General features: G+C 31.4%; 19 protein-coding genes. 1 reads left to right on the top strand and 18 read right to left on the bottom strand.

What is annotated here, in order from left to right; translation table 11 throughout:
• Positions 1–54: 54 nt before the first annotated feature.
• From LJD34_RS06655 to LJD34_RS06615, 9 genes are all read right to left on the bottom strand, one after another.
• The gene (locus LJD34_RS06655; RefSeq protein ID WP_227359494.1) at positions 55–690 is read right to left on the bottom strand and encodes a hypothetical protein; all 636 of its coding nucleotides are present in this window, start codon (positions 688–690) and stop codon (positions 55–57) included.
• A gap of 4 nt (positions 691–694) precedes the next feature.
• Positions 695–1,348, bottom strand: a complete 654-nt coding sequence (locus tag LJD34_RS06650) for an HAD family hydrolase (protein ID WP_227359493.1) — start codon at positions 1,346–1,348, stop codon at positions 695–697.
• Positions 1,332–2,411, bottom strand: coding sequence for an SIS domain-containing protein (locus tag LJD34_RS06645; RefSeq protein WP_175301264.1), 1,080 nt, complete (start codon positions 2,409–2,411; stop codon positions 1,332–1,334). Before LJD34_RS06645 ends, LJD34_RS06650 begins: the two co-directional genes overlap by 17 nt.
• A 55-nt stretch (positions 2,412–2,466) precedes the next feature.
• A complete protein-coding gene (locus tag LJD34_RS06640) occupies positions 2,467–3,471 on the bottom strand; it encodes an SIS domain-containing protein (protein ID WP_022000662.1) in 1,005 nt (334 codons plus the stop codon).
• Between the two features lie 29 nt (positions 3,472–3,500).
• Positions 3,501–4,325 (bottom strand): PTS system mannose/fructose/sorbose family transporter subunit IID, encoded by an 825-nt coding sequence (locus LJD34_RS06635; RefSeq protein ID WP_227359492.1) that lies wholly within the window; start codon positions 4,323–4,325, stop codon positions 3,501–3,503.
• Entirely contained in the window at positions 4,306–5,082 is a 777-nt protein-coding gene (locus tag LJD34_RS06630; RefSeq protein ID WP_175301265.1) for a PTS mannose/fructose/sorbose/N-acetylgalactosamine transporter subunit IIC, read from the bottom strand. The genes LJD34_RS06635 and LJD34_RS06630 overlap by 20 nt, the downstream gene beginning before the upstream one ends.
• 10 nt (positions 5,083–5,092) lie before the next feature.
• Positions 5,093–5,560, bottom strand: coding sequence for a PTS sugar transporter subunit IIB (locus LJD34_RS06625; protein WP_175301266.1), 468 nt, complete (start codon positions 5,558–5,560; stop codon positions 5,093–5,095).
• Between the two features lie 15 nt (positions 5,561–5,575).
• Positions 5,576–5,989: a PTS sugar transporter subunit IIA gene (locus tag LJD34_RS06620; protein ID WP_175301267.1), complete on the bottom strand. Its 414-nt coding sequence runs from the start codon at positions 5,987–5,989 to the stop codon at positions 5,576–5,578.
• Between the two features lie 327 nt (positions 5,990–6,316).
• Positions 6,317–9,004 (bottom strand): sigma 54-interacting transcriptional regulator, encoded by a 2,688-nt coding sequence (locus tag LJD34_RS06615; RefSeq protein WP_227359502.1) that lies wholly within the window; start codon positions 9,002–9,004, stop codon positions 6,317–6,319.
• Positions 9,005–9,129: 125 nt separating this feature from the next.
• Between LJD34_RS06615 and LJD34_RS06610 the strand changes: the two genes are divergently transcribed.
• Positions 9,130–10,362, top strand: coding sequence for an RNA polymerase subunit sigma-54 (locus LJD34_RS06610; protein WP_175301268.1), 1,233 nt, complete (start codon positions 9,130–9,132; stop codon positions 10,360–10,362).
• Between the two features lie 91 nt (positions 10,363–10,453).
• Here LJD34_RS06610 and LJD34_RS06605 read toward each other — a convergent pair whose 3' ends face one another.
• The 9 genes from LJD34_RS06605 to LJD34_RS06565 all read right to left on the bottom strand — a co-directional run bounded on the left by LJD34_RS06605 (position 10,454) and on the right by LJD34_RS06565 (position 17,879).
• Positions 10,454–10,723 (bottom strand): hypothetical protein, encoded by a 270-nt coding sequence (locus LJD34_RS06605; RefSeq protein WP_227359491.1) that lies wholly within the window; start codon positions 10,721–10,723, stop codon positions 10,454–10,456.
• A 1,084-nt stretch (positions 10,724–11,807) separates the two neighbouring features.
• On the bottom strand, positions 11,808–12,287 hold the full coding sequence (rlmH, locus tag LJD34_RS06600; RefSeq protein ID WP_227359490.1) for a 23S rRNA (pseudouridine(1915)-N(3))-methyltransferase RlmH: 480 nt from the start codon (positions 12,285–12,287) through the stop codon (positions 11,808–11,810).
• Complete coding sequence (locus tag LJD34_RS06595; protein ID WP_227359489.1) at positions 12,277–13,026, bottom strand: MBL fold metallo-hydrolase; 750 nt, start codon at positions 13,024–13,026, stop codon at positions 12,277–12,279. Before LJD34_RS06595 ends, rlmH begins: the two co-directional genes overlap by 11 nt.
• Before the next feature lie 42 nt (positions 13,027–13,068).
• The gene (rpmE, locus tag LJD34_RS06590) at positions 13,069–13,272 is read right to left on the bottom strand and encodes a 50S ribosomal protein L31 (protein ID WP_022000826.1); all 204 of its coding nucleotides are present in this window, start codon (positions 13,270–13,272) and stop codon (positions 13,069–13,071) included.
• 101 nt (positions 13,273–13,373) lie between these two features.
• Positions 13,374–14,639 carry a UDP-N-acetylglucosamine 1-carboxyvinyltransferase gene (locus LJD34_RS06585; protein ID WP_022000827.1) on the bottom strand — a complete coding sequence of 422 codons (1,266 nt, stop codon included), beginning with the start codon at positions 14,637–14,639 and terminating at the stop codon, positions 13,374–13,376.
• Between the two features lie 120 nt (positions 14,640–14,759).
• Complete coding sequence (gene fba, locus LJD34_RS06580; RefSeq protein WP_032090929.1) at positions 14,760–15,626, bottom strand: class II fructose-1,6-bisphosphate aldolase; 867 nt, start codon at positions 15,624–15,626, stop codon at positions 14,760–14,762.
• A 79-nt stretch (positions 15,627–15,705) separates the two neighbouring features.
• Positions 15,706–16,875, bottom strand: a complete 1,170-nt coding sequence (locus LJD34_RS06575) for a MalY/PatB family protein (protein WP_227359488.1) — start codon at positions 16,873–16,875, stop codon at positions 15,706–15,708.
• Between the two features lie 10 nt (positions 16,876–16,885).
• Positions 16,886–17,623 (bottom strand): TrmH family RNA methyltransferase, encoded by a 738-nt coding sequence (locus LJD34_RS06570; RefSeq protein ID WP_022000830.1) that lies wholly within the window; start codon positions 17,621–17,623, stop codon positions 16,886–16,888.
• Complete coding sequence (locus LJD34_RS06565; RefSeq protein ID WP_022000831.1) at positions 17,613–17,879, bottom strand: hypothetical protein; 267 nt, start codon at positions 17,877–17,879, stop codon at positions 17,613–17,615. Before LJD34_RS06565 ends, LJD34_RS06570 begins: the two co-directional genes overlap by 11 nt.
• Positions 17,880–17,887: the final 8 nt, after the last annotated feature.

Genomic DNA, 17,887 nt, shown 5'->3' with positions numbered 1-17,887 from the left:
GACAACCCATTTAATTAGGTTGTCTTTCAGTGCGAGATTTTCTCAATCATCCTATTAATTTTGAGATTTAATTAAAGATTCATATACAGTTCCTTTACTGTCTTCTAAGGCTTTATTCCTATATTCCTTGCTTTTTGATTCATTACCCATATTTTTGTAGATAACTGATAATAAGAATTCGAGATAGGGAGTATCTGCATTGTTTTTAGTATATTCTGTATTTTCTAGATCAGATTTTAATTCATCAAAATACTTAATTCCACCACTAATTAAAGTATCATTGACCATATCCATCTGTCTATATAGGGCATGATCATTTGTCGTGCTAACCATTTCCAACAAACGATCAATCATAGGTGCATTTTTCTTATCTACATATATATAGAATACTGATTTTGCAAGAACAGACTTCTGCTTAGAATTCATAGGAACATGATCTATTATATTGTTTACTTGAGTATCTATTTGTTTATCATCATTTAGTTTTAGATAAGCATTTAAAAGTAAGTATTCTCTATTAAATGAAGGAATACATATCTTAGCTAGTTTAGTTGCTATTAAGTCTTCTATTGCCTTAATATCATTGTTTTGAAGTAATGTAAGATAGATTTTTAGAAGTTTCTTTCTGATGATCACTGGAATAATTCCAATAACAGCAATCACTATAGCGACAATTAACATAGCATTCATACTTTTATGCCCCTTTCTCAATCAACTTTATAATATCATTTAATTCATTAATAATTATATCTGCCTGACTCTGATCTAAGCCAAACTTATCATCTTTTAAAGCCAATACCTTAATACCAGCTCTATTTGCAGCTAATATTCCTTTAGGTGAATCCTCAATAATAATAGCTTCATCTTTATTCACATTCAATTCTTTGATTGTATGTAAATATATTTCTGGATTGGGTTTACTTTCTTTGAATTGTTCACCACTTACTATAAATGTGAAATACTTTCTTAAATCAACTTGATCTAATGCAGTATTAATAGTATTTAAACTTGAAGAGGACGCTAACGCAATTTTATAACGTTCACTTAAGCTTTCTAAAACAGAATAGATCTGTGGTCTAACGACTGCTTTATAATCACAATCAAATGAACGAAAATATTCTTGAAGCATATTTTTAAATGTAATGAAATCTGTTTTATTGTTCCACATTGTGTATGCTTGTTCATAATATAATTTACTATCAATACCAATAAGAGGAATACAATCACTTACTTGTATTTCTATATCATGCTGTTTAAAAAATCTTATCAAATCATTTATATACATGGTTTCACTATCAAAGATGACACCATCCATATCAAAAATAATCGCTTTAATCGTCTCCATCATAATTCACAAAATTCTCCGTTTTTGCAGCTGCGATAGCCTTAAATTCTTTTAATAATGGATGTTGATAAATAGAGTGTAAGTCATTTGAAACAATAAAGCTTAATAATTGTACAAATGGTAGATATACAAGTGGACTTAATTCACTTGATACCGTATCACTCAAACTTAAAACATGACCATCTCTCGATAATTGAGGGTTGTTTGAAATCAAATAAGCTCGATTTGTGACTTTTCGTGTAGCCTTATATACTTGTTCTACACGTCGACTTGCACCATCGTTCCCATCAAAGAAAATCACATTGTATTGTGGCGTTAATTGAAGGTTTGGTCCATGGATATACTCTTCAATTTCATAGCAACAACTTGGAATATGAATAGTTTCACCCATTTTTAATGCACTTTCAAGTGCTGTTCCATAATTAGCACCCGCTCCACAACTGTAAACCCAGGACATAGATGAGAAATTCTTATAATGTTGCTGAATAAAGCTTGTAGCCTGATCAATCATTTCTTCATTTAAATCAACTGCTTTCTTTAATTCATCCAAATACTCAATCTTTCCAGAATACGCAATTGCGAATAAATCTAAGAATAACGCAAGTGAAGAAACACCCTTTGTAACATAGCCAACTAATTCTTCACCAACACCATATTCAATCACAACATCCGCAACATCTTTTACATCGCTGTTTTTATTTCCTGTTAAACAAATAGCTCTACATTCTTTTTTCTTGATAATTTTTAATGCTTCTATTGCATTTGTACTTAACCCACTCTGTGTAACCACTAGAACTAAGTCGTTCTCTTTAATGTCATTTTCATAATACGTAAATGTATATGGCATAATGATTCTTACTTCTAAACCACTTACTTTTTCCACAAAACTTCTCGCACAATAACAAGCATTATGACTTGATCCAGAAGCAACAAGTAAAATACGTTTTATTTCTTTTTGTTGCACTTCTTTCATCAATGGATCAACTAGTGTAGTATATTGTTCAATATTTGTTTTTAATACGTCTGGTGTTTCTTTAACATAATCAAGCATTGTTAATTTATTCATAATATACCCCCAATTATTAATATATAAAAGGTGGAATGAATCCACCCCTTATATTTTAGTATTCTAATCTTCTGTAGTAACGACGGATTTCCATAGGGTGACGAGTTTCGATTTCCATATGAACATCGATTCTGTTGTTTACAGCATGCATTACATGGTGAGATAAGTGTTTACGATATTTTTCACTAATTCCCTTTAATTCGTAATCTTTAGAGTCGATGATTGTGTAGTTTTCACAAATTCTTGGAATAAAGTTAGCTACACGTTCAGATAATGGACGTTGAGCATCTTCACCGATATAGATAGTAACTGGAGTTTCTTTAGTTACGATTTCAAACATACCGTGGAAGAATTCATTTGATGTGATTGATTTAGTTTTTAACCATAACTGTTCTTCCCAATAGCACATTGCATATGAGTAAGTAGCACCCCATTGATTTCCAGCACCTACAAAGTAGTGCATTTCATCATTCCAGTGTTTTTTAGCGAATTCAACAGCAAATGGTTCAGCTTTCTTTTCAACTTCTACTAAAGCTTCTGCTAAGTATTTGTCAAATTCAGCATACATATCTTCGTAGTCTTCTAATTCACCATTGTTGAACATGAAACGGTCAGCAACCATGAAGAACTTTAACTGTTCGTTAACTGGGTAAGAAATCTTGTAGTCTCCTAAATCTAATAAGATAGCTTCTTTAGCATCTACAAATGAGATAACTGTAGAGCCAACTTCAGCTTTGATCTTTTTGATAGCATCAACTACTTCTTTAGTGTTTCCAGTTACAGAAGAGATAATAACAACTGTATCTTTAGTAATACGTTTGTTTCCTGTGGTTAAGTATTCAGCAGCATTTTCTGCCCAAGTTTCAATAGCACTCATTTCTTTCATATGTACTGTAGCCTGCATAGCACTTGCCCAAGTACCACCAACACCTAACCAGCAGATGTTTGAATATCCACGTTCGCAGATTTCATCAACGATTTCGTTGATCTGAGGGCGTAGAGCTAATGCGCCATTTACGCTATCGATTTTTTCCTGTTCATTAAATTTAATCATTTCCATTTTCTTTTCCTCCATTTATTTTAAATTTATTAACAACCTAAGATACCAAAGAATGCTCCGATCAATCCGATCACAACACAGATTAATAACAATGTAGTTGTCTTAACATTTTTCTTTTTCAATAAGTAGTAAACTAGTAATGTGAATAATAATGGCATTAAACCAGGCATGATATTATTGAATACATCATTTAACGTAGTTGCTTCATTACCAGAACCAAACTTCAATGGGAAACTGATTACTACGTTTTCAGCAGTCATACCACCAACAACCATCAATCCTAAAACACTTGCTGCATAAGTAAGTTTTGACATTAATCCATTTTGTTGGATCTTAGCCAAGAATCCACTACCTAATTTATAACCAGTATTCATTAAATAATAACGTAATCCCTGAGCTGGAAGGTTGAAGATTAATAAAAATAAGATAGGTCCTAAGATATTTCCTTGATTTGCTAATGATAGACCCACACCAGTAGCGATAATACGTAATGTTCCCCAGATGAATGAATCACCAATACCAGCTAAAGGTCCCATTAATGAAACTTTTACACTGTTGATACTTTCTGTATCAAATTCAGGATCATTTGCGTTACTTTCTTCCATAGCAGCACTAATACCTAAGATTAATGTTGCCAATTGTGGCGTTGTATTGAAGAATTCCAAGTGACGCTTCATAGCTGCAACCTGGTCTTCTTTATTTGGATATAACTTTTTGATAACTGGTAACATACTATAGCAGTATGACATATTCATTTGTCTTTCATAGTTCCAAGACCATTCCAAACCGAATGAACGCCAGAATACTTGATTTAATTCTTTTTTAGTTAATTTATTAGAAGTCGTCATCTTCATCCACTCCTCCTTCTATAGCTGTTTGAGCTGAATTACTACGTAACTGAGTTAATACGATAGCAATGATGACTCCAAAGATTGCGATCGCTGTTACTGGAATCTTTAAGTATACGCTTAATGCGAATCCTAAGAAGAAGAAACATGCAACGTCTTTTTCCATAATCATCATTAATAATAAACCGAACCCAATTGCAGGTAATAAGCCCATTGTGATTTGTAAACCATTTGAAATCCATGTAGGAATGACATTTAATAAAGCCTGTACAGCAGGTCCACCAGCATAGTAACCACATGCCACGATTACACCGATAATTAAGTTAACACCGAAGAATCCACCTAATAAGTGCATTCTAGCAACTCCAGCCATATTTCCTTCAGCTGCATATTTATCTGCTTTGTGAACAAATGGAGGTAAGATGAATACCATTCCAACGTTCTTTGCGATTAATACTAGTGAAGCAACTGGTAAACCTACAGTTAATGCAGTTTCTGGTCCAGCTCCTGTTGTAATTGTGAAAGCTGTTCCTAATACAGTTCCTGAAATCATTTCAGGTGGAATACTAGCACCGATTGAGAAAGCTCCCATAAATGCTAATTCTAATGTTGCACCTAGAGTAACACCTGTTTGAATATCACCAAGTACAATACCTGTTAAAGTACCCATAACCAATGGTCTTGATAGCAAACTTGTACCGAACAAATACTCAGCATTTCCAAGCATTGCTACCAAGCCAAGTAAAATTGCTTGTAGTAACATATTTCTCCTCCTATAAAACTTTTTCTACATTTACTGGATTATCTTCTGGAACCATCTGAATTGTTACATCCACACCTGCTTCACATAATCCTTTTAAAATTGTTTCTTCTGCTGGTGTAATATTCATTGCTTTAGAAATATTACGAGTTTCAGCAGTTGCCTTAGTACCACCAAGATTTAATTTTTTGATGTTACACTCTTTACATAATCTTTCAGCATCCTTAATAGATTCAACTACAGTCAATAATTTATATTTGTCTGTAACACCACTATTGATTGCCTTTACTGCATCATCCATACTTTTAATAACTAATTTCACACCACTTGGCTTTGCCATCTTGATTGATGTTTTTCTTAAATCATCTTTCATAACTGCATCACACGCAATTAAGATACAATCTGCTTCAACTGCATTTTTCCAAGAAAAAGCAACTTGACCATGTAACAATCTGTGATCCACTCTTAATAATTTAATCATTTTCTTCTCCTCCTATTAGAAATCTTCATCATCTTCGCTTGTCATTCCATTCATAACAGTCATTCCATCTTTAGCTGCTTCGATCAAATCGTTCGCTTCTGCTAATTCAAGTTTTCCATTCAAGCCTTTCATTACTGCATCTAATACTAGTCCCATGTTCATTCCTGAGAAGACCATTACATTATCTAATACTGCAAGTTTAGATAATGCTGTGTGAACACTTCCACCTTTAATATCACATAAGATTAAGATTTGTTCTTCACACTCTTTTGCTTCTTTCAAAACTTCTTGATAAAAGTCTTCAGGATTTTGTCCAGGAAGCAAGCTATATGTTTCTATATCCTTAGCTAAATCTCCAACAATCATAGAAACTGAATCTTTCATTCCTTTAGATAATCCTCCATGTGATGCAAGTATGATTTTTGCCATATTCTCTACACTCCTTTCTTTTTCATTTAAGTTCAAGCTTCATGTCAGTTTATAAATTCTTTCGCTTAATCTGTACAACTGATTTCCACTTATACTCAAGCAAGCTTCGTGCCAGTTTATAGATCAATACATTCAATCTGTACAACTAACTTCCACTTATACCCAAGCAAGCTTCGTGCCAATTTAGAGATCAATACGTTCAATCTGTACAACTAACTTCCACTTATACCCAAGCAAGCTTCGTGCCAGTTTAGAGATCAATACGTTCAATCTGTACAACTAACTTCCACTTATACTCAAGCAAAAAGTGTGCCAATTAATAGCACACTAATCATTAATAATATAATTGTATATATATTCTACTTCTTCATCTGGAATCTCAACGTTGTAGTATGTCTTAACTTCTTTCATTGAGATATTTACTTGATCTATAAACTCTTGATGCTTTTCTTTAAAGTCTTGATCAGTAAAGTTTGAAATAGCCTGTCTTGTAACTAATCTTTCTACAAGACAGCAGATATGAACATATAACCCAAAGCATGTTCTATTTTTAAATCTTTTATGTAAGATATTCTGTAGATGGTCAATTGCTTTCGCAACATGTTCAAGTAGTTTATCCGGATTTAATATAGTTAAGTTATTCATGACATTGGATAATGTGAAATTACGTAAGATATTCTTTTCAAATATCTCCATCTGTTCTTTTTTCATATACTTTCCAAAGTATATCTCTATCGCATTCTGACCCTCATTAATAATCAATTCCTGTATACCTATATATTTCATAGATTCAATATTTGGATCAAGTGTCCCAATGACACATATAACTTCATAATCATTCATTAACTGATCATAAACCTGTTTACGTATTAAAGCAGGATAATCATAAGTAATAATCTTTAGATTAGAATCTTCAGGTAAAGAATTGAATAAAATTTCTTTGATCTTATGCGCTGCACCTAATCCTGATGCACAAGAACAGATTACAATAGGTTCTTTCTTTTTCTTAAGTTCTACATGTGTTTTATAGATGTTTTCCTTAAGAATAGAATCAATGACTTCAGTCACTGTTTTATTAAGTTTAATTCCCTGTCCTATTTCTAACGCACATTTAGTATTAATATTGTTTACTAAGGCAATATCCGCATTACTTGTATCTAATCCTTGATATATTTCTTCAAGAGAACCCATATCAACTAATAAATAAAGCTTTGAGATATTACCAACATATGCAATATAATCATTAATCTTTCTTGTAATAGCTTGTACATCCACATCTAATGGCATATCTATTGCATCAAATATATAACTATTCAACATTCTATTGGATGCTTCCGCAATAGAACTTGCAGTTGAATAACCATGCGCAATAATAATCGCAATTGTGAGATCTTCACCAGAATGTACAAAGTACTTAATCATACAAATACAGATAATACATTCTACAAAGTCATCAATATCCTGATTCATATTATTCTTTAAGTAATGAGAAACATCCTGTCCTATTTCATATTCACGATGGAATTCAAGTTTTAGATATTTCTTTAAGTTCTTCACTTCATCATAATTCTCATTGATCCAGTTATTAGTCAGATATGTATTCTTAGAGAATTCTGAGATATATGTAGCGAGTGCTATCAACTCATTATGTGAAGTCCTAAAGCCATAATGTTCAGTGATATTATTAAATATCTTTTCTAGATAGTTAGTAAGATAATCAATTGAACCTGCACGATTATCATTAAAGATTAATTTTTCAAAATATCTATCTACAGTATTCTGTGCATTTATCGCAAATGAAGTATCTCTCTTTATATTAATTAATGATTGATAAAAATCTTTAATGATACCCTGATCTGATACAGGAAGAAGTGTATTAAGAGACACAAGCTTATGCTTCTTCATAATCATAGAAGAGACATCTATACTATTTCTAATACTGTCAGGTAAATCATAAGCATGAATTTCTAACGTATCTGAATTACTTTTATATAATGCACTCACACAACTTGCCTGAATCGTATTAGTCAGTTCACCAATATTACCTACAAATGTATGATTCAGTAACAACTCATAGACATTAGATGAAATAAGAATTGTTTTGTTGATACGTTTCTCTTCATTCTTTAAGAAGTTATACATGAGTTCCAGCTTTTCATTTTCTCCTCTTTGGGCAAGAGATGGAATTGTAAGAATAACAGGAATACGTCTAAGGAATGTTTTTAATAATGCTTTTTGTGGTACTTCTGTTGTTGCAAATATAATTCTACATTTTGATTTATACCACTTATTATTATCACCTACTAAGTGATAGATTCCCTGGTCCATATAAAGGAATAGTTTTTCCTGGCATTCCGCATTTAAACAATGCACTTCATCTAGGAATAATACACCACCATCTGCAAAATGTAATAAACCTAAGTTATCACTATCTGCACCTGTAAATGCACCCTTCTTATAGCCAAATAGGTTTGCTGTGAGTAGTTCTGGGTTATTGGCATACTCTGAACAGTTTACCTGTACAAAATTCTTAGACGCATCAATTAAACCTGTATCTACACAATATTCATACGTAAGTTTAGCCATAAATGATTTACCTGTACCAGTTGGTCCATAAAGCAACATTGGTAATCCAACTGGTGGATAGGCTACTGTTGCCTTAATCTTCTCAACAATCTGATACATACTTTCATTAGACCCAATAAGCTTTTCAAAGTTCTTTAACTCTGTCTGATTGTTTAATTCAGCTTCCAATTCATCCAATGATTTGTATTCATCTGACGAAAGTTTCTTCTTATATTTACTTTCAAGAGAAGCTCTTGAAAGATATAAGATAGGACTTGCTTTAATTTTAATAAGTTTTTTCTCATTAAAAAGTTCATTTAATAATCTTATCACTTGATTTCTACTTAGTTTTAATTCTTTTGATAATTGGGTGGATTGACATTCATCATATGAATTTTGATCCATTTTCCCATTAATCAACAACATTATTTTTTCTTCCAATGAAATCACCTCATTATTCATCATAAAACAAATAAAACTTGTACGCAACATTAGTTATTCGGTATACTATTCAAGTAAATACCTAAACATTAATTGGCACGAATTTTGCTATATATTGATAAGAGGTGATGAACATGAAGCAGAAAATGCAATATATTCAAACATTGAAACAAACTTTAAAATTGAATCAAAAACTATTAAAATCCTTAGATTTCTTGACTGACAACATTGATGATATCAACAAAGCAATACAGGATATACTAGAAACAAATCCTTTTTTAGAATTAAAATCATCAAAGAATTATGATAATCAGCAGTTTATTGAAAGTATTTCTAATAAACGTTCTTTAAAAGATGATCTCTATTATCAGTTATATGCCTATACACATCCTTATAATGAAGATGTAATGACATATCTGATTGAATCATTGGATGATAGTGGATTCTTATCTTATAATCTTGATCAATATATGAGTGACCTTCATATCGATCAAGATATGCTTGATGCACATTTAGATATATTACGTTCATTTGAACCTAATGGTGTGGGTGCCTCTGATGCGATTGATTCTATTCTTATTCAGTTAAAAAATAATAATAAAACTAAAACCTATACACTATTTAGAGATTATCAAGATGTCATCTTAACTCAGAATTATTCACTTATTAAACAAACAACAGGATTAAATAAAGAAGAAATAGATCATTTATTCTGTGAAATACGTTCTTGTAATCCATTCCCTTGTAATATGTATAATACGTTTCATGATGACTATGTATCTCCTGATATACTCATTGAAGTAGAGAATTCAGATATTACTATTACACCTATTAACCAGCCTGCTCTCATGGTGAATGACACTCTATATGAGAAAGTAAAGAATGATGAGAATATGAAAGCTTATTTTAATGAGGCACATTTCTTAATGGAGAATATGACAAAGAGAAATCAAACTGTTCTTATTGTCGCAAATGCGTTAGTAAATATACAAAGTGGATATTTCTTATATGATGATGAATTATATCCATGTACTTTATCACAGCTTGCAAGTGAGACAGGATTCCATGAATCTACTATTTCACGTACTTTAAATAATAAGTACTATAGCTTTAATGGTGAGGCTTATCCTCTTAAAAAACTTCTTGTTTCTCAAACTGCTTCAGGAGATAGCAGTGATTCTATTAAAAAGGCTATTGTTGAGTTAGTAGATGATGAAGATAAAGAACATCCACTTTCAGATAATCAGATTCTCAAAAAACTAGAGGAATTAGAATTACATTGTTCACGTCGTGTTATTGTCAAGTATAGACAACAATTGAATATTCCTTCTTCTACTAAACGTAAGGTGCTTAAGAAAGTAGGCTAACCTATCACTAGGCTAGCCCCTTATCAAACCGTACGTGCGCTATTAATGCATACGGCTTACCAATTTACTATTTATTTAATTTGTGTACGGACTATCTTGATAAAGAATCGTCCATTTTCTTTAATCTCTTTTTTGTGTAGAATGCTATACCTAGTTCTTTAAATTTTTGAATACGTTTTTCCATATCAACCTTATTTCTATGCATGTGGTATTCTACATACTTCTCAATAGTATAGGTTCCCCACATTTTGTAGTAGAACCACCATTTTGAGGGAATTAAACCGATGCGCACAAAGAATTCAATGTTCCATTTATAACACATTCCATATACTTTCTTTACTGTTGGATGTTTATGAATCATGCACATCCTCAATCGTTGGCGTACATATTTGTCCATTTTTTCCAGATATTTGCTCATTGCACGAATTAAATAGTGTGCTTGCATGTGATCTTCGAATACTTTGATGTTAAACCTAGAAGTATCTCGTTCTTTCAAAGACTCTATAAAGAATATAAATGGTCTTCTCCCGTTAAACATAGGAGTCATAAAAGAGACTCTCCTTTACATTTACTGAGAGAAAAAAGTCCTAGAGCTGGTATGCTTGTTCAAATCGATGGAACTCCTTTTGACTGGTTTGGCAACGATCAACGTTTTACTCTCCATATGGCTGTTGACGATACAACTAATGATATCCTTGCTGGCTGGTTTACCAAAAACGAATGCATGTATGGATATTGTAAGATGATGGAACTTCTTATCAAGAAAAAAAGGAATTCCCTTAGCTATTTATTCAGACAAACATACTATCTTCAAAAGTCCTGAAGGTAATATAACATCATTTGGTGTTATGATGGATAAACTTTGCATTGAAATGATTTTCGCAAATACATCTCAAACCAAAGGATTGATAGAACGATACAATGGTACAGTTCAAAGAAGATTGCCCAATGACATTATAAGGTTCAAAATAAAAGACTACGATCAATTAAATATATGGTTCAATACTTTTACATAAAATATCTGAATGAAAAATTTGCACATCTTCCAGTTGATCCTGTTTATGAATTTGTAGAGCTAACAGAAAATTACAATTTGAATCTAGTGTTCACTGTTTCAAATACCAGAAAAATAGCAGAAGGCAATATGTTTTCCTATAACGGATATTATTATGTCCCATATGATAAAAATGGATAAGTAGTAAAAATAAGAACTTCAACAGAAGTTACAATTTTATATTTTGTGCTAGAAAATAAAGTAAGAATGAAATATATTGGGATTATTTATGATTGTACATTGATAGGTACAAAACATAAAAACAAACAGGTACTAATAAATGATCATAAAGATTTAAATAATCTCATTCAAGAAATGGACAAAAAAACAAAGGGTTCACACTAATAGAACCCTTCTTCATTTTTGGTGACATTTTTGCTGAACGTTAACATCACTTATGATAAGTTTCTCTCCGCATGATTTTATATGCTCGATAGACTTGTTCAACTAAGATTAGCTTCATTAATTGATGTGGAAAAGTCATTTTAGAGAAACATAAACGATAATTTGCTCTTTGTAATAAAGATTTTCCTAAACCTAAAGAACCCCCAATCACAAAAGTAATCGTACTCTTTCCTCTAATCATACATTCTTCAATATGCTTAGAAAAAGCCACACTATCTATTTCTTTTCCATGTAAATCTAAAACAATAACATATTCATCATCTTTAATTTTAGAAACAATTTTATCTGCTTCTTTATCTTTGATGATATTTTCTACATTTTCACTTGCATTATCAGGAATTGGTTCATCTGGTACTTCAACCATTTCCACTTTACAGTAAGCATTCAATCTTTTGACATATTCATTGATTCCATTAACAAGATATTTTTCTTTAAGCTTACCAATTGTTAAGATCCTAATTTTCATAATGTCCTCCAGAAACAATTTCTTTTTGATCTGCAATCTTTATATTATCAAAATAAATATGTTCTTCATCAAAAACTCTTTGATATGTATCTAATGCCATTTCCTTTGTATTCGCTTCTTGTGATAAATGGGCCAAACAAATTTCTTTTGTATTTTCACCAATCACCTGCGCCATAACATGTGCACTATATTCATTATTAAGATGGCCCTTATCTCCAAAAATACGATTTTTTAAGAATAAAGGTCTTCTTGTATTCATCAACATTTCAATATCATGATTACTTTCAAAAATATAGTAATCTAAATTTTTTATATATTCCATATTCTTTTGTGAAACATAACCTGTATCTGTCATATAAAGAATTGTTTCATCTTTTCCTTTGATTACAAACCCTAAAGGGGATGTTGCATCATGTGATAAAGGTAATGGTGTAATTATATAATGATCTAATTGTATATTTTGATAATTTTCTAATTCATGACTTTCATCTATACCAGGGATGCATCCTTTTCCACAATAAACAATACTTTGATCAAAGATACCAATATTTTTATTATGATCAATATGATCATGGGTTAATAAAACATGGCGAATGTCATTTTCATTAAATCCTAATTGATTAAGTTTTGTATAAAGTTGTCTTTTACTAATTCCACAATCAATTAAAAGTCCGTTTCCTTGATCATAAATGAAAATACTGTTTCCTTTAGAACCACTTGCTAAGACATGATATTCCATTTTTTCCTCCAAAACAAAAATGAGTACCAAGTACTCATTTTCTTATTTAAGTCCGTATTTTTTGTTGAATTTTTCAACACGTCCATCAGCACTAGCAAATCTTTGTTTTCCAGTATAGAATGGATGACAGTTAGAACAAGTATCAACACGTACTTCATCTAATACTGAACCACTTTCAAATTCTGCTCCACATGATGTACAAACTACTTTTACTTTTTTGTAATTTGGATGAATTCCTTTTTTCATTTTTAATTTCTCCTTCCGCCTTGTAGATTTCTCACTACAAAGTAAGTTGCTATGATATATTAACATTAAATTATGTCGTTTTCAAGCCCTTTTTTATAATTTTAATCATCAACTTTGATTCTTCTAATAACAGCACCTAAAGTAATTAATTTTTGATCAATATTCGCATATCCTCTATCTATATGATATACATTGCTGATTTCTGTAATTCCATCAGCGATTAACCCTGCTATTAACAATGCTGCTCCACATCTTAAATCTGTTGCTTCTACTTTTGCTCCTTTTAATGGTGTTTTTCCATTTATATAACACATTGATTCATCTAATTCTATATTTGCGCCCATCTTATTAAGTTGTTCACAATGTCTAAATCTCTCTGGATAAATTGTTTCTATTACTTGTGATTGTCCGTTTGCTTGTGTAAGCAGTGCTGTTAATGGCTGTTGTAGATCTGTCGCAAAACCTGGATATACCTGTGTTCTGACATCGACTGCATTAAAGTTCTTGTTATCACCATAAACAATAATACTATCTCCAACATTTTCCATCTTCACTCCCATTTCTTTCAATTTTGAAATAAGTGATTCCAAATGTTGTGGAATGATATTTTGAATAATAACTCTTTCTCCTGCAGCTGCTGCCATAATTAAGAATGTCCCTGCTTCAATACGATCTGGAATGATTTCATGAGTACATCCTTTTAGATGTTCTACTCCTTCAATCGTAATCGTATCGGTACCAGCACCTCTAATTTTAGCTCCCATTTTTGTAAGTAAGTTTACTACATCAATGATTTCTGGTTCTTTTGCTGCATTTTCAATGACTGTTTTTCCTTCAGCTTTTACTGCCGCTAATAAGATATTGATTGTTGCTCCAACCGAAGCAAAATCTAAATATATTTTTGCACCTACTAAACGATCTGCTGTAATTACATGCGCACCATCAACAAATTCTACTTTGGCACCCAATGCTTCAAATCCTTTAATATGTAAATCTATCGGACGTGGTCCTAAAAAGCATCCTCCTGGTGCTTTCATCACAACTTTTTTACATTTTCCAAGTAATGCTCCCATTAAATAATATGATGCTCTTAATTTATCCACAGCATCAGATACTAATGGAACATTTTCCATACGAGAGGGATCAACAATTAAACTATCATGACTTCTTAATACTGTACAATTAAGTTCTTCTAATAAAACTGCTAAAGCGTCCACATCACTGATTTCTGGTACACCATAAATCGTTACAGGACTATCCGCTAAAATAATTGCCGGAATAAGTGCTACAGTGGCATTTTTTGCACCCGAGATTTCTACTGTACCATTTAATTTATGTCCGCCTTCAATCGCAATAATTTCACTCATGACTTTACCCCTTTTCTTCTATCTATATTCCCTAATACTATATTATAAATTCATTAAAAAAACAACTTAATAAAGAGATTTCACATAAACAAAAAAAAGCCCGAAGGCTTTTTTAATTGATTAAGCTTTACCGATGCAACCGAATACTTCCATTCTATCTTTAACACATTGTTTAATAGCTTCTGCACCTGGTGCTAATAATTTACGAGGATCATATCCTTTTCCTTCTAAATCTTTTCCAGCTTCAATGTATTTACGTGTAGCTTCTTGGAAATATAATTGACATTCAGTGTTTACATTTACTTTAGATACTCCTAAAGTGATTGCTTTTTTGATCATTTCATCAGGAATTCCTGAACCACCATGTAATACTAATGGTAATTTTCCAGTTTCAGCTTGGATTGCATCTAATGCATCAAAGTCTAATCCTTCCCAGTTTGCTGGGTATTTACCATGGATATTTCCGATACCTGCAGCTAAGAAATCTACTCCTAAGTCTGCGATTGATTTACATTCTTTTGGATCTGCTACTTCACCTTTACCGATGACACCATCTTCTTCTCCACCGATTGATCCAACTTCTGCTTCTACTGAAACACCTTTTGAATGACATAATTCAACGATTTCTTTTGTTTTTTCGATGTTTTCTTCGATTCCATAATGAGAACCATCAAACATGATTGAAGAGAAACCTGCATCTAAAGCAGCTTTAGCTCCTTCGTATGAACCATGATCTAAGTGTAAAGCTACTGGTACAGTGATATTTAATGCTTCTACCATTGCTTTAACCATTGCTGCAACTGTTGTATATCCAGTCATATATTTAGCAGCACCTTCTGAAACACCTAAGATTACTGGTGCTTTTAATTCTTCTGCAGTTAATAATACTGATTTAGTCCATTCTAAGTTGTTGATATTGAATTGACCTACTGCATAATGTCCTTCTTTAGCTTTCTTTAACATTTCTGTTGCTGATACTAATCCCATAACAAATCTCCTTTTCTTTTTTTCGGTTATATAATACTATCTTTTATATAGAATTTCCATAGTTTTTATCATAAAAACCTTATTTTCCAAAAGCTTTTAATAATCTTTGACAAGCATCTTCTAAAACACTTCTTGGAATTGCAAGATTAAATCTTTCAAAACCTTCTCCACCTGTTCCAAAGATATATCCTTCATCTAACCATAAACCGGCTTTTTCTAACATTGTCTTTTCAAGTTCATCTTTATTTAAACCACATTCTCTAAAATCAACCCAACATAAATAAAGTCCTTCAGGTTTTACTAAATGAATATGAGGTAAGTTTTCTTTTAAGAATTCATCAAAATAAGTAAAGTTGTCATAAACATATTCCAACATTTCATCTACCCATAATTCACATTCATTATAGGCAGTCATACAAGCAATAATACCTAAAAAGTTTGGTTCATTAACCCCATAACGATTCATTGTTTCTTGATAAGCTTTTCTTAATTTTTCATCTGCAATAATAATATTTGATGTTTGTAACCCTGCTAAATTAAATGTTTTTGATGGTGCAGTTAAAATAACAGAGAATTCTTTATAACTTTCATCTACATTATAGAAAGGAATATGTACATGCTCTCCATAAACAAAATCTTCATGAATTTCATCAACAATAACTAAAACATGATGTTTCTTACAAATTTCACCAATTTGTTTTAATTCATCTTCTTTCCATACTTTTCCAATTGGATTATATGGATTACATAAAATAAACATTTTAACATCATTTTCTACGATTGCTTTTTCAAAAGCATCATAATCCATTTCATAAGAACCATCTTTATAAACCATTTCATTTTCAATGATTTTACGATGATTTAATTCAATTGAGAAATCAAATGGATAATATACAGGCTTATTAATAATGATGGCATCATTTTCCTTTGTATAAGCATTTACACATAATTTAATAGCTGTTACCACACCTGGTGTTGGGATGATCCATTCTTTATCGACATTAAAATCATGTCTTCTTTTCATCCAAGAAATAACCGCATCAAAATACTCATCTGGCGCAAATGAATACCCATAAACGCCTTGTTTAATTCTTTTAACTAATGCATTTTCAATTTCCTTTGGTGATTTAAAATCCATATCTGCAACCCACATAGGTAACACATCTTTAGGTTTATTATTGGCTTCAATGGTATCCCATTTAGCACAATTTGTACCTTTTCTATCTACAACTTCATCAAAATCAAACATACTTTCCCTCCTATAATACTTCTTTATCTTTAAATTCATCTTTTGAAAAATGCATCAACGTCATTCCTAAAGCCATGGAAAGATTCAATGAATCTATATGATGACTATGAGGAATAAAAATAGATTTCCCATAATCTAGATATTCATCAGGTAAACCACTACTTTCATTACCAAAAACAAGTGAATGATAACCTTCTTTGGATTCAACCTTATGAATATTGGTTGCTCCTTTTAACATCAATGTATAAATATCATGACTTGGAAATCTTTTTAAATAATCTTCAAAACTATCAAAATACTCAATATTCAAATGAAACATTGCTCCCATCGAAGCTCTTAAAACACGAGGATCAAAAACATCGACACCTGGTCGAATTATTGCTAGATTATAATAATTGAACCCTAACATCGTTCTCATAATTGTCCCCATATTTCCCATATCTCCAGGATTAACTAAAACAACATGATTTCCTTCTTGTAAAGTCATTTCATATTTTTTAATGATTGCTATCGCAAAACAATTATCTTTTTTTGATAATTTTTGAATTGTATTATCACTTTCAATCAATTCAATATGTTTTTCTCTACAAATTTCATCAATAATAGGAATTCCTTTATTCTTATAAGAATTACTTTTTATATATACTCTTAAAACAAGATCAGGACGATTCTTTAATAACTCAATCGTTTCAAAAACTCCTAAAGTATAGGTATAATCAAAATCCTTCTTATATGCTTTAATCTTCATCTAATAAACCTTCTACTCTCTTTGTTTCTTCTTCTACACTTTCTTTTAAAGAAAGAAAATGTTTTTCTTCAAAATTAGCTCCTTGATGAATTAAATCAATCAATTCATCATACTTACGACAAGCCAATTTCAATTGTGAATATTTGATGGTCACATCTAATTCATTTCCGGCATCAGCTGTAATTTTATTTACTTCATGATATACTTCTTTAAACTTAGCATCTAAGTCTACTTTTTGTTTCTTTCTAAAAAACATCAAGCATT

The sequence above is a fragment of the Faecalibacillus sp. MSK20_93 genome, assembly GCF_020589945.1.
Classification (GTDB): domain Bacteria; phylum Bacillota_I; class Bacilli_A; order Erysipelotrichales; family Coprobacillaceae; genus Faecalibacillus; species Faecalibacillus intestinalis.
The sequence above is the reverse complement of the archived record's forward strand: the minus strand, read 5'-3'. Positions and strand labels throughout refer to the sequence as shown.

Bases quoted from the DNA above. Each gene is read 5' to 3' on its own strand.
- LJD34_RS06570 (WP_022000830.1), bottom strand. From the start codon at position 17,623: ATGAAGATTAAAGCATATAAGAAGGATTTTGATTATACCTATACTTTA.
- LJD34_RS06630 (WP_175301265.1), bottom strand. From the start codon at position 5,082: ATGTTACTACAAGCAATTTTACTTGGCTTGGTAGCAATGCTTGGAAAT.
- LJD34_RS06635 (WP_227359492.1), bottom strand. From the start codon at position 4,325: ATGAAGATGACGACTTCTAATAAATTAACTAAAAAAGAATTAAATCAA.
- LJD34_RS06605 (WP_227359491.1), bottom strand. From the start codon at position 10,723: ATGATTCATAAACATCCAACAGTAAAGAAAGTATATGGAATGTGTTAT.
- LJD34_RS06620 (WP_175301267.1), bottom strand. From the start codon at position 5,989: ATGGCAAAAATCATACTTGCATCACATGGAGGATTATCTAAAGGAATG.
- rlmH (WP_227359490.1), bottom strand. From the start codon at position 12,287: ATGAAAATTAGGATCTTAACAATTGGTAAGCTTAAAGAAAAATATCTT.
- LJD34_RS06565 (WP_022000831.1), bottom strand. From the start codon at position 17,879: ATGTTTTTTAGAAAGAAACAAAAAGTAGACTTAGATGCTAAGTTTAAA.
- LJD34_RS06575 (WP_227359488.1), bottom strand. From the start codon at position 16,875: ATGTTTGATTTTGATGAAGTTGTAGATAGAAAAGGTACAAATTGTGCT.
- LJD34_RS06585 (WP_022000827.1), bottom strand. From the start codon at position 14,639: ATGAGTGAAATTATTGCGATTGAAGGCGGACATAAATTAAATGGTACA.
- LJD34_RS06645 (WP_175301264.1), bottom strand. From the start codon at position 2,411: ATGAATAAATTAACAATGCTTGATTATGTTAAAGAAACACCAGACGTA.
- LJD34_RS06650 (WP_227359493.1), bottom strand. From the start codon at position 1,348: ATGATGGAGACGATTAAAGCGATTATTTTTGATATGGATGGTGTCATC.
- LJD34_RS06625 (WP_175301266.1), bottom strand. From the start codon at position 5,560: ATGATTAAATTATTAAGAGTGGATCACAGATTGTTACATGGTCAAGTT.
- LJD34_RS06610 (WP_175301268.1), top strand. From the start codon at position 9,130: ATGAAGCAGAAAATGCAATATATTCAAACATTGAAACAAACTTTAAAA.
- LJD34_RS06595 (WP_227359489.1), bottom strand. From the start codon at position 13,026: ATGGAATATCATGTCTTAGCAAGTGGTTCTAAAGGAAACAGTATTTTC.
- rpmE (WP_022000826.1), bottom strand. From the start codon at position 13,272: ATGAAAAAAGGAATTCATCCAAATTACAAAAAAGTAAAAGTAGTTTGT.
- LJD34_RS06640 (WP_022000662.1), bottom strand. From the start codon at position 3,471: ATGGAAATGATTAAATTTAATGAACAGGAAAAAATCGATAGCGTAAAT.
- LJD34_RS06655 (WP_227359494.1), bottom strand. From the start codon at position 690: ATGAATGCTATGTTAATTGTCGCTATAGTGATTGCTGTTATTGGAATT.
- fba (WP_032090929.1), bottom strand. From the start codon at position 15,626: ATGGGATTAGTATCAGCAACAGAAATGTTAAAGAAAGCTAAAGAAGGA.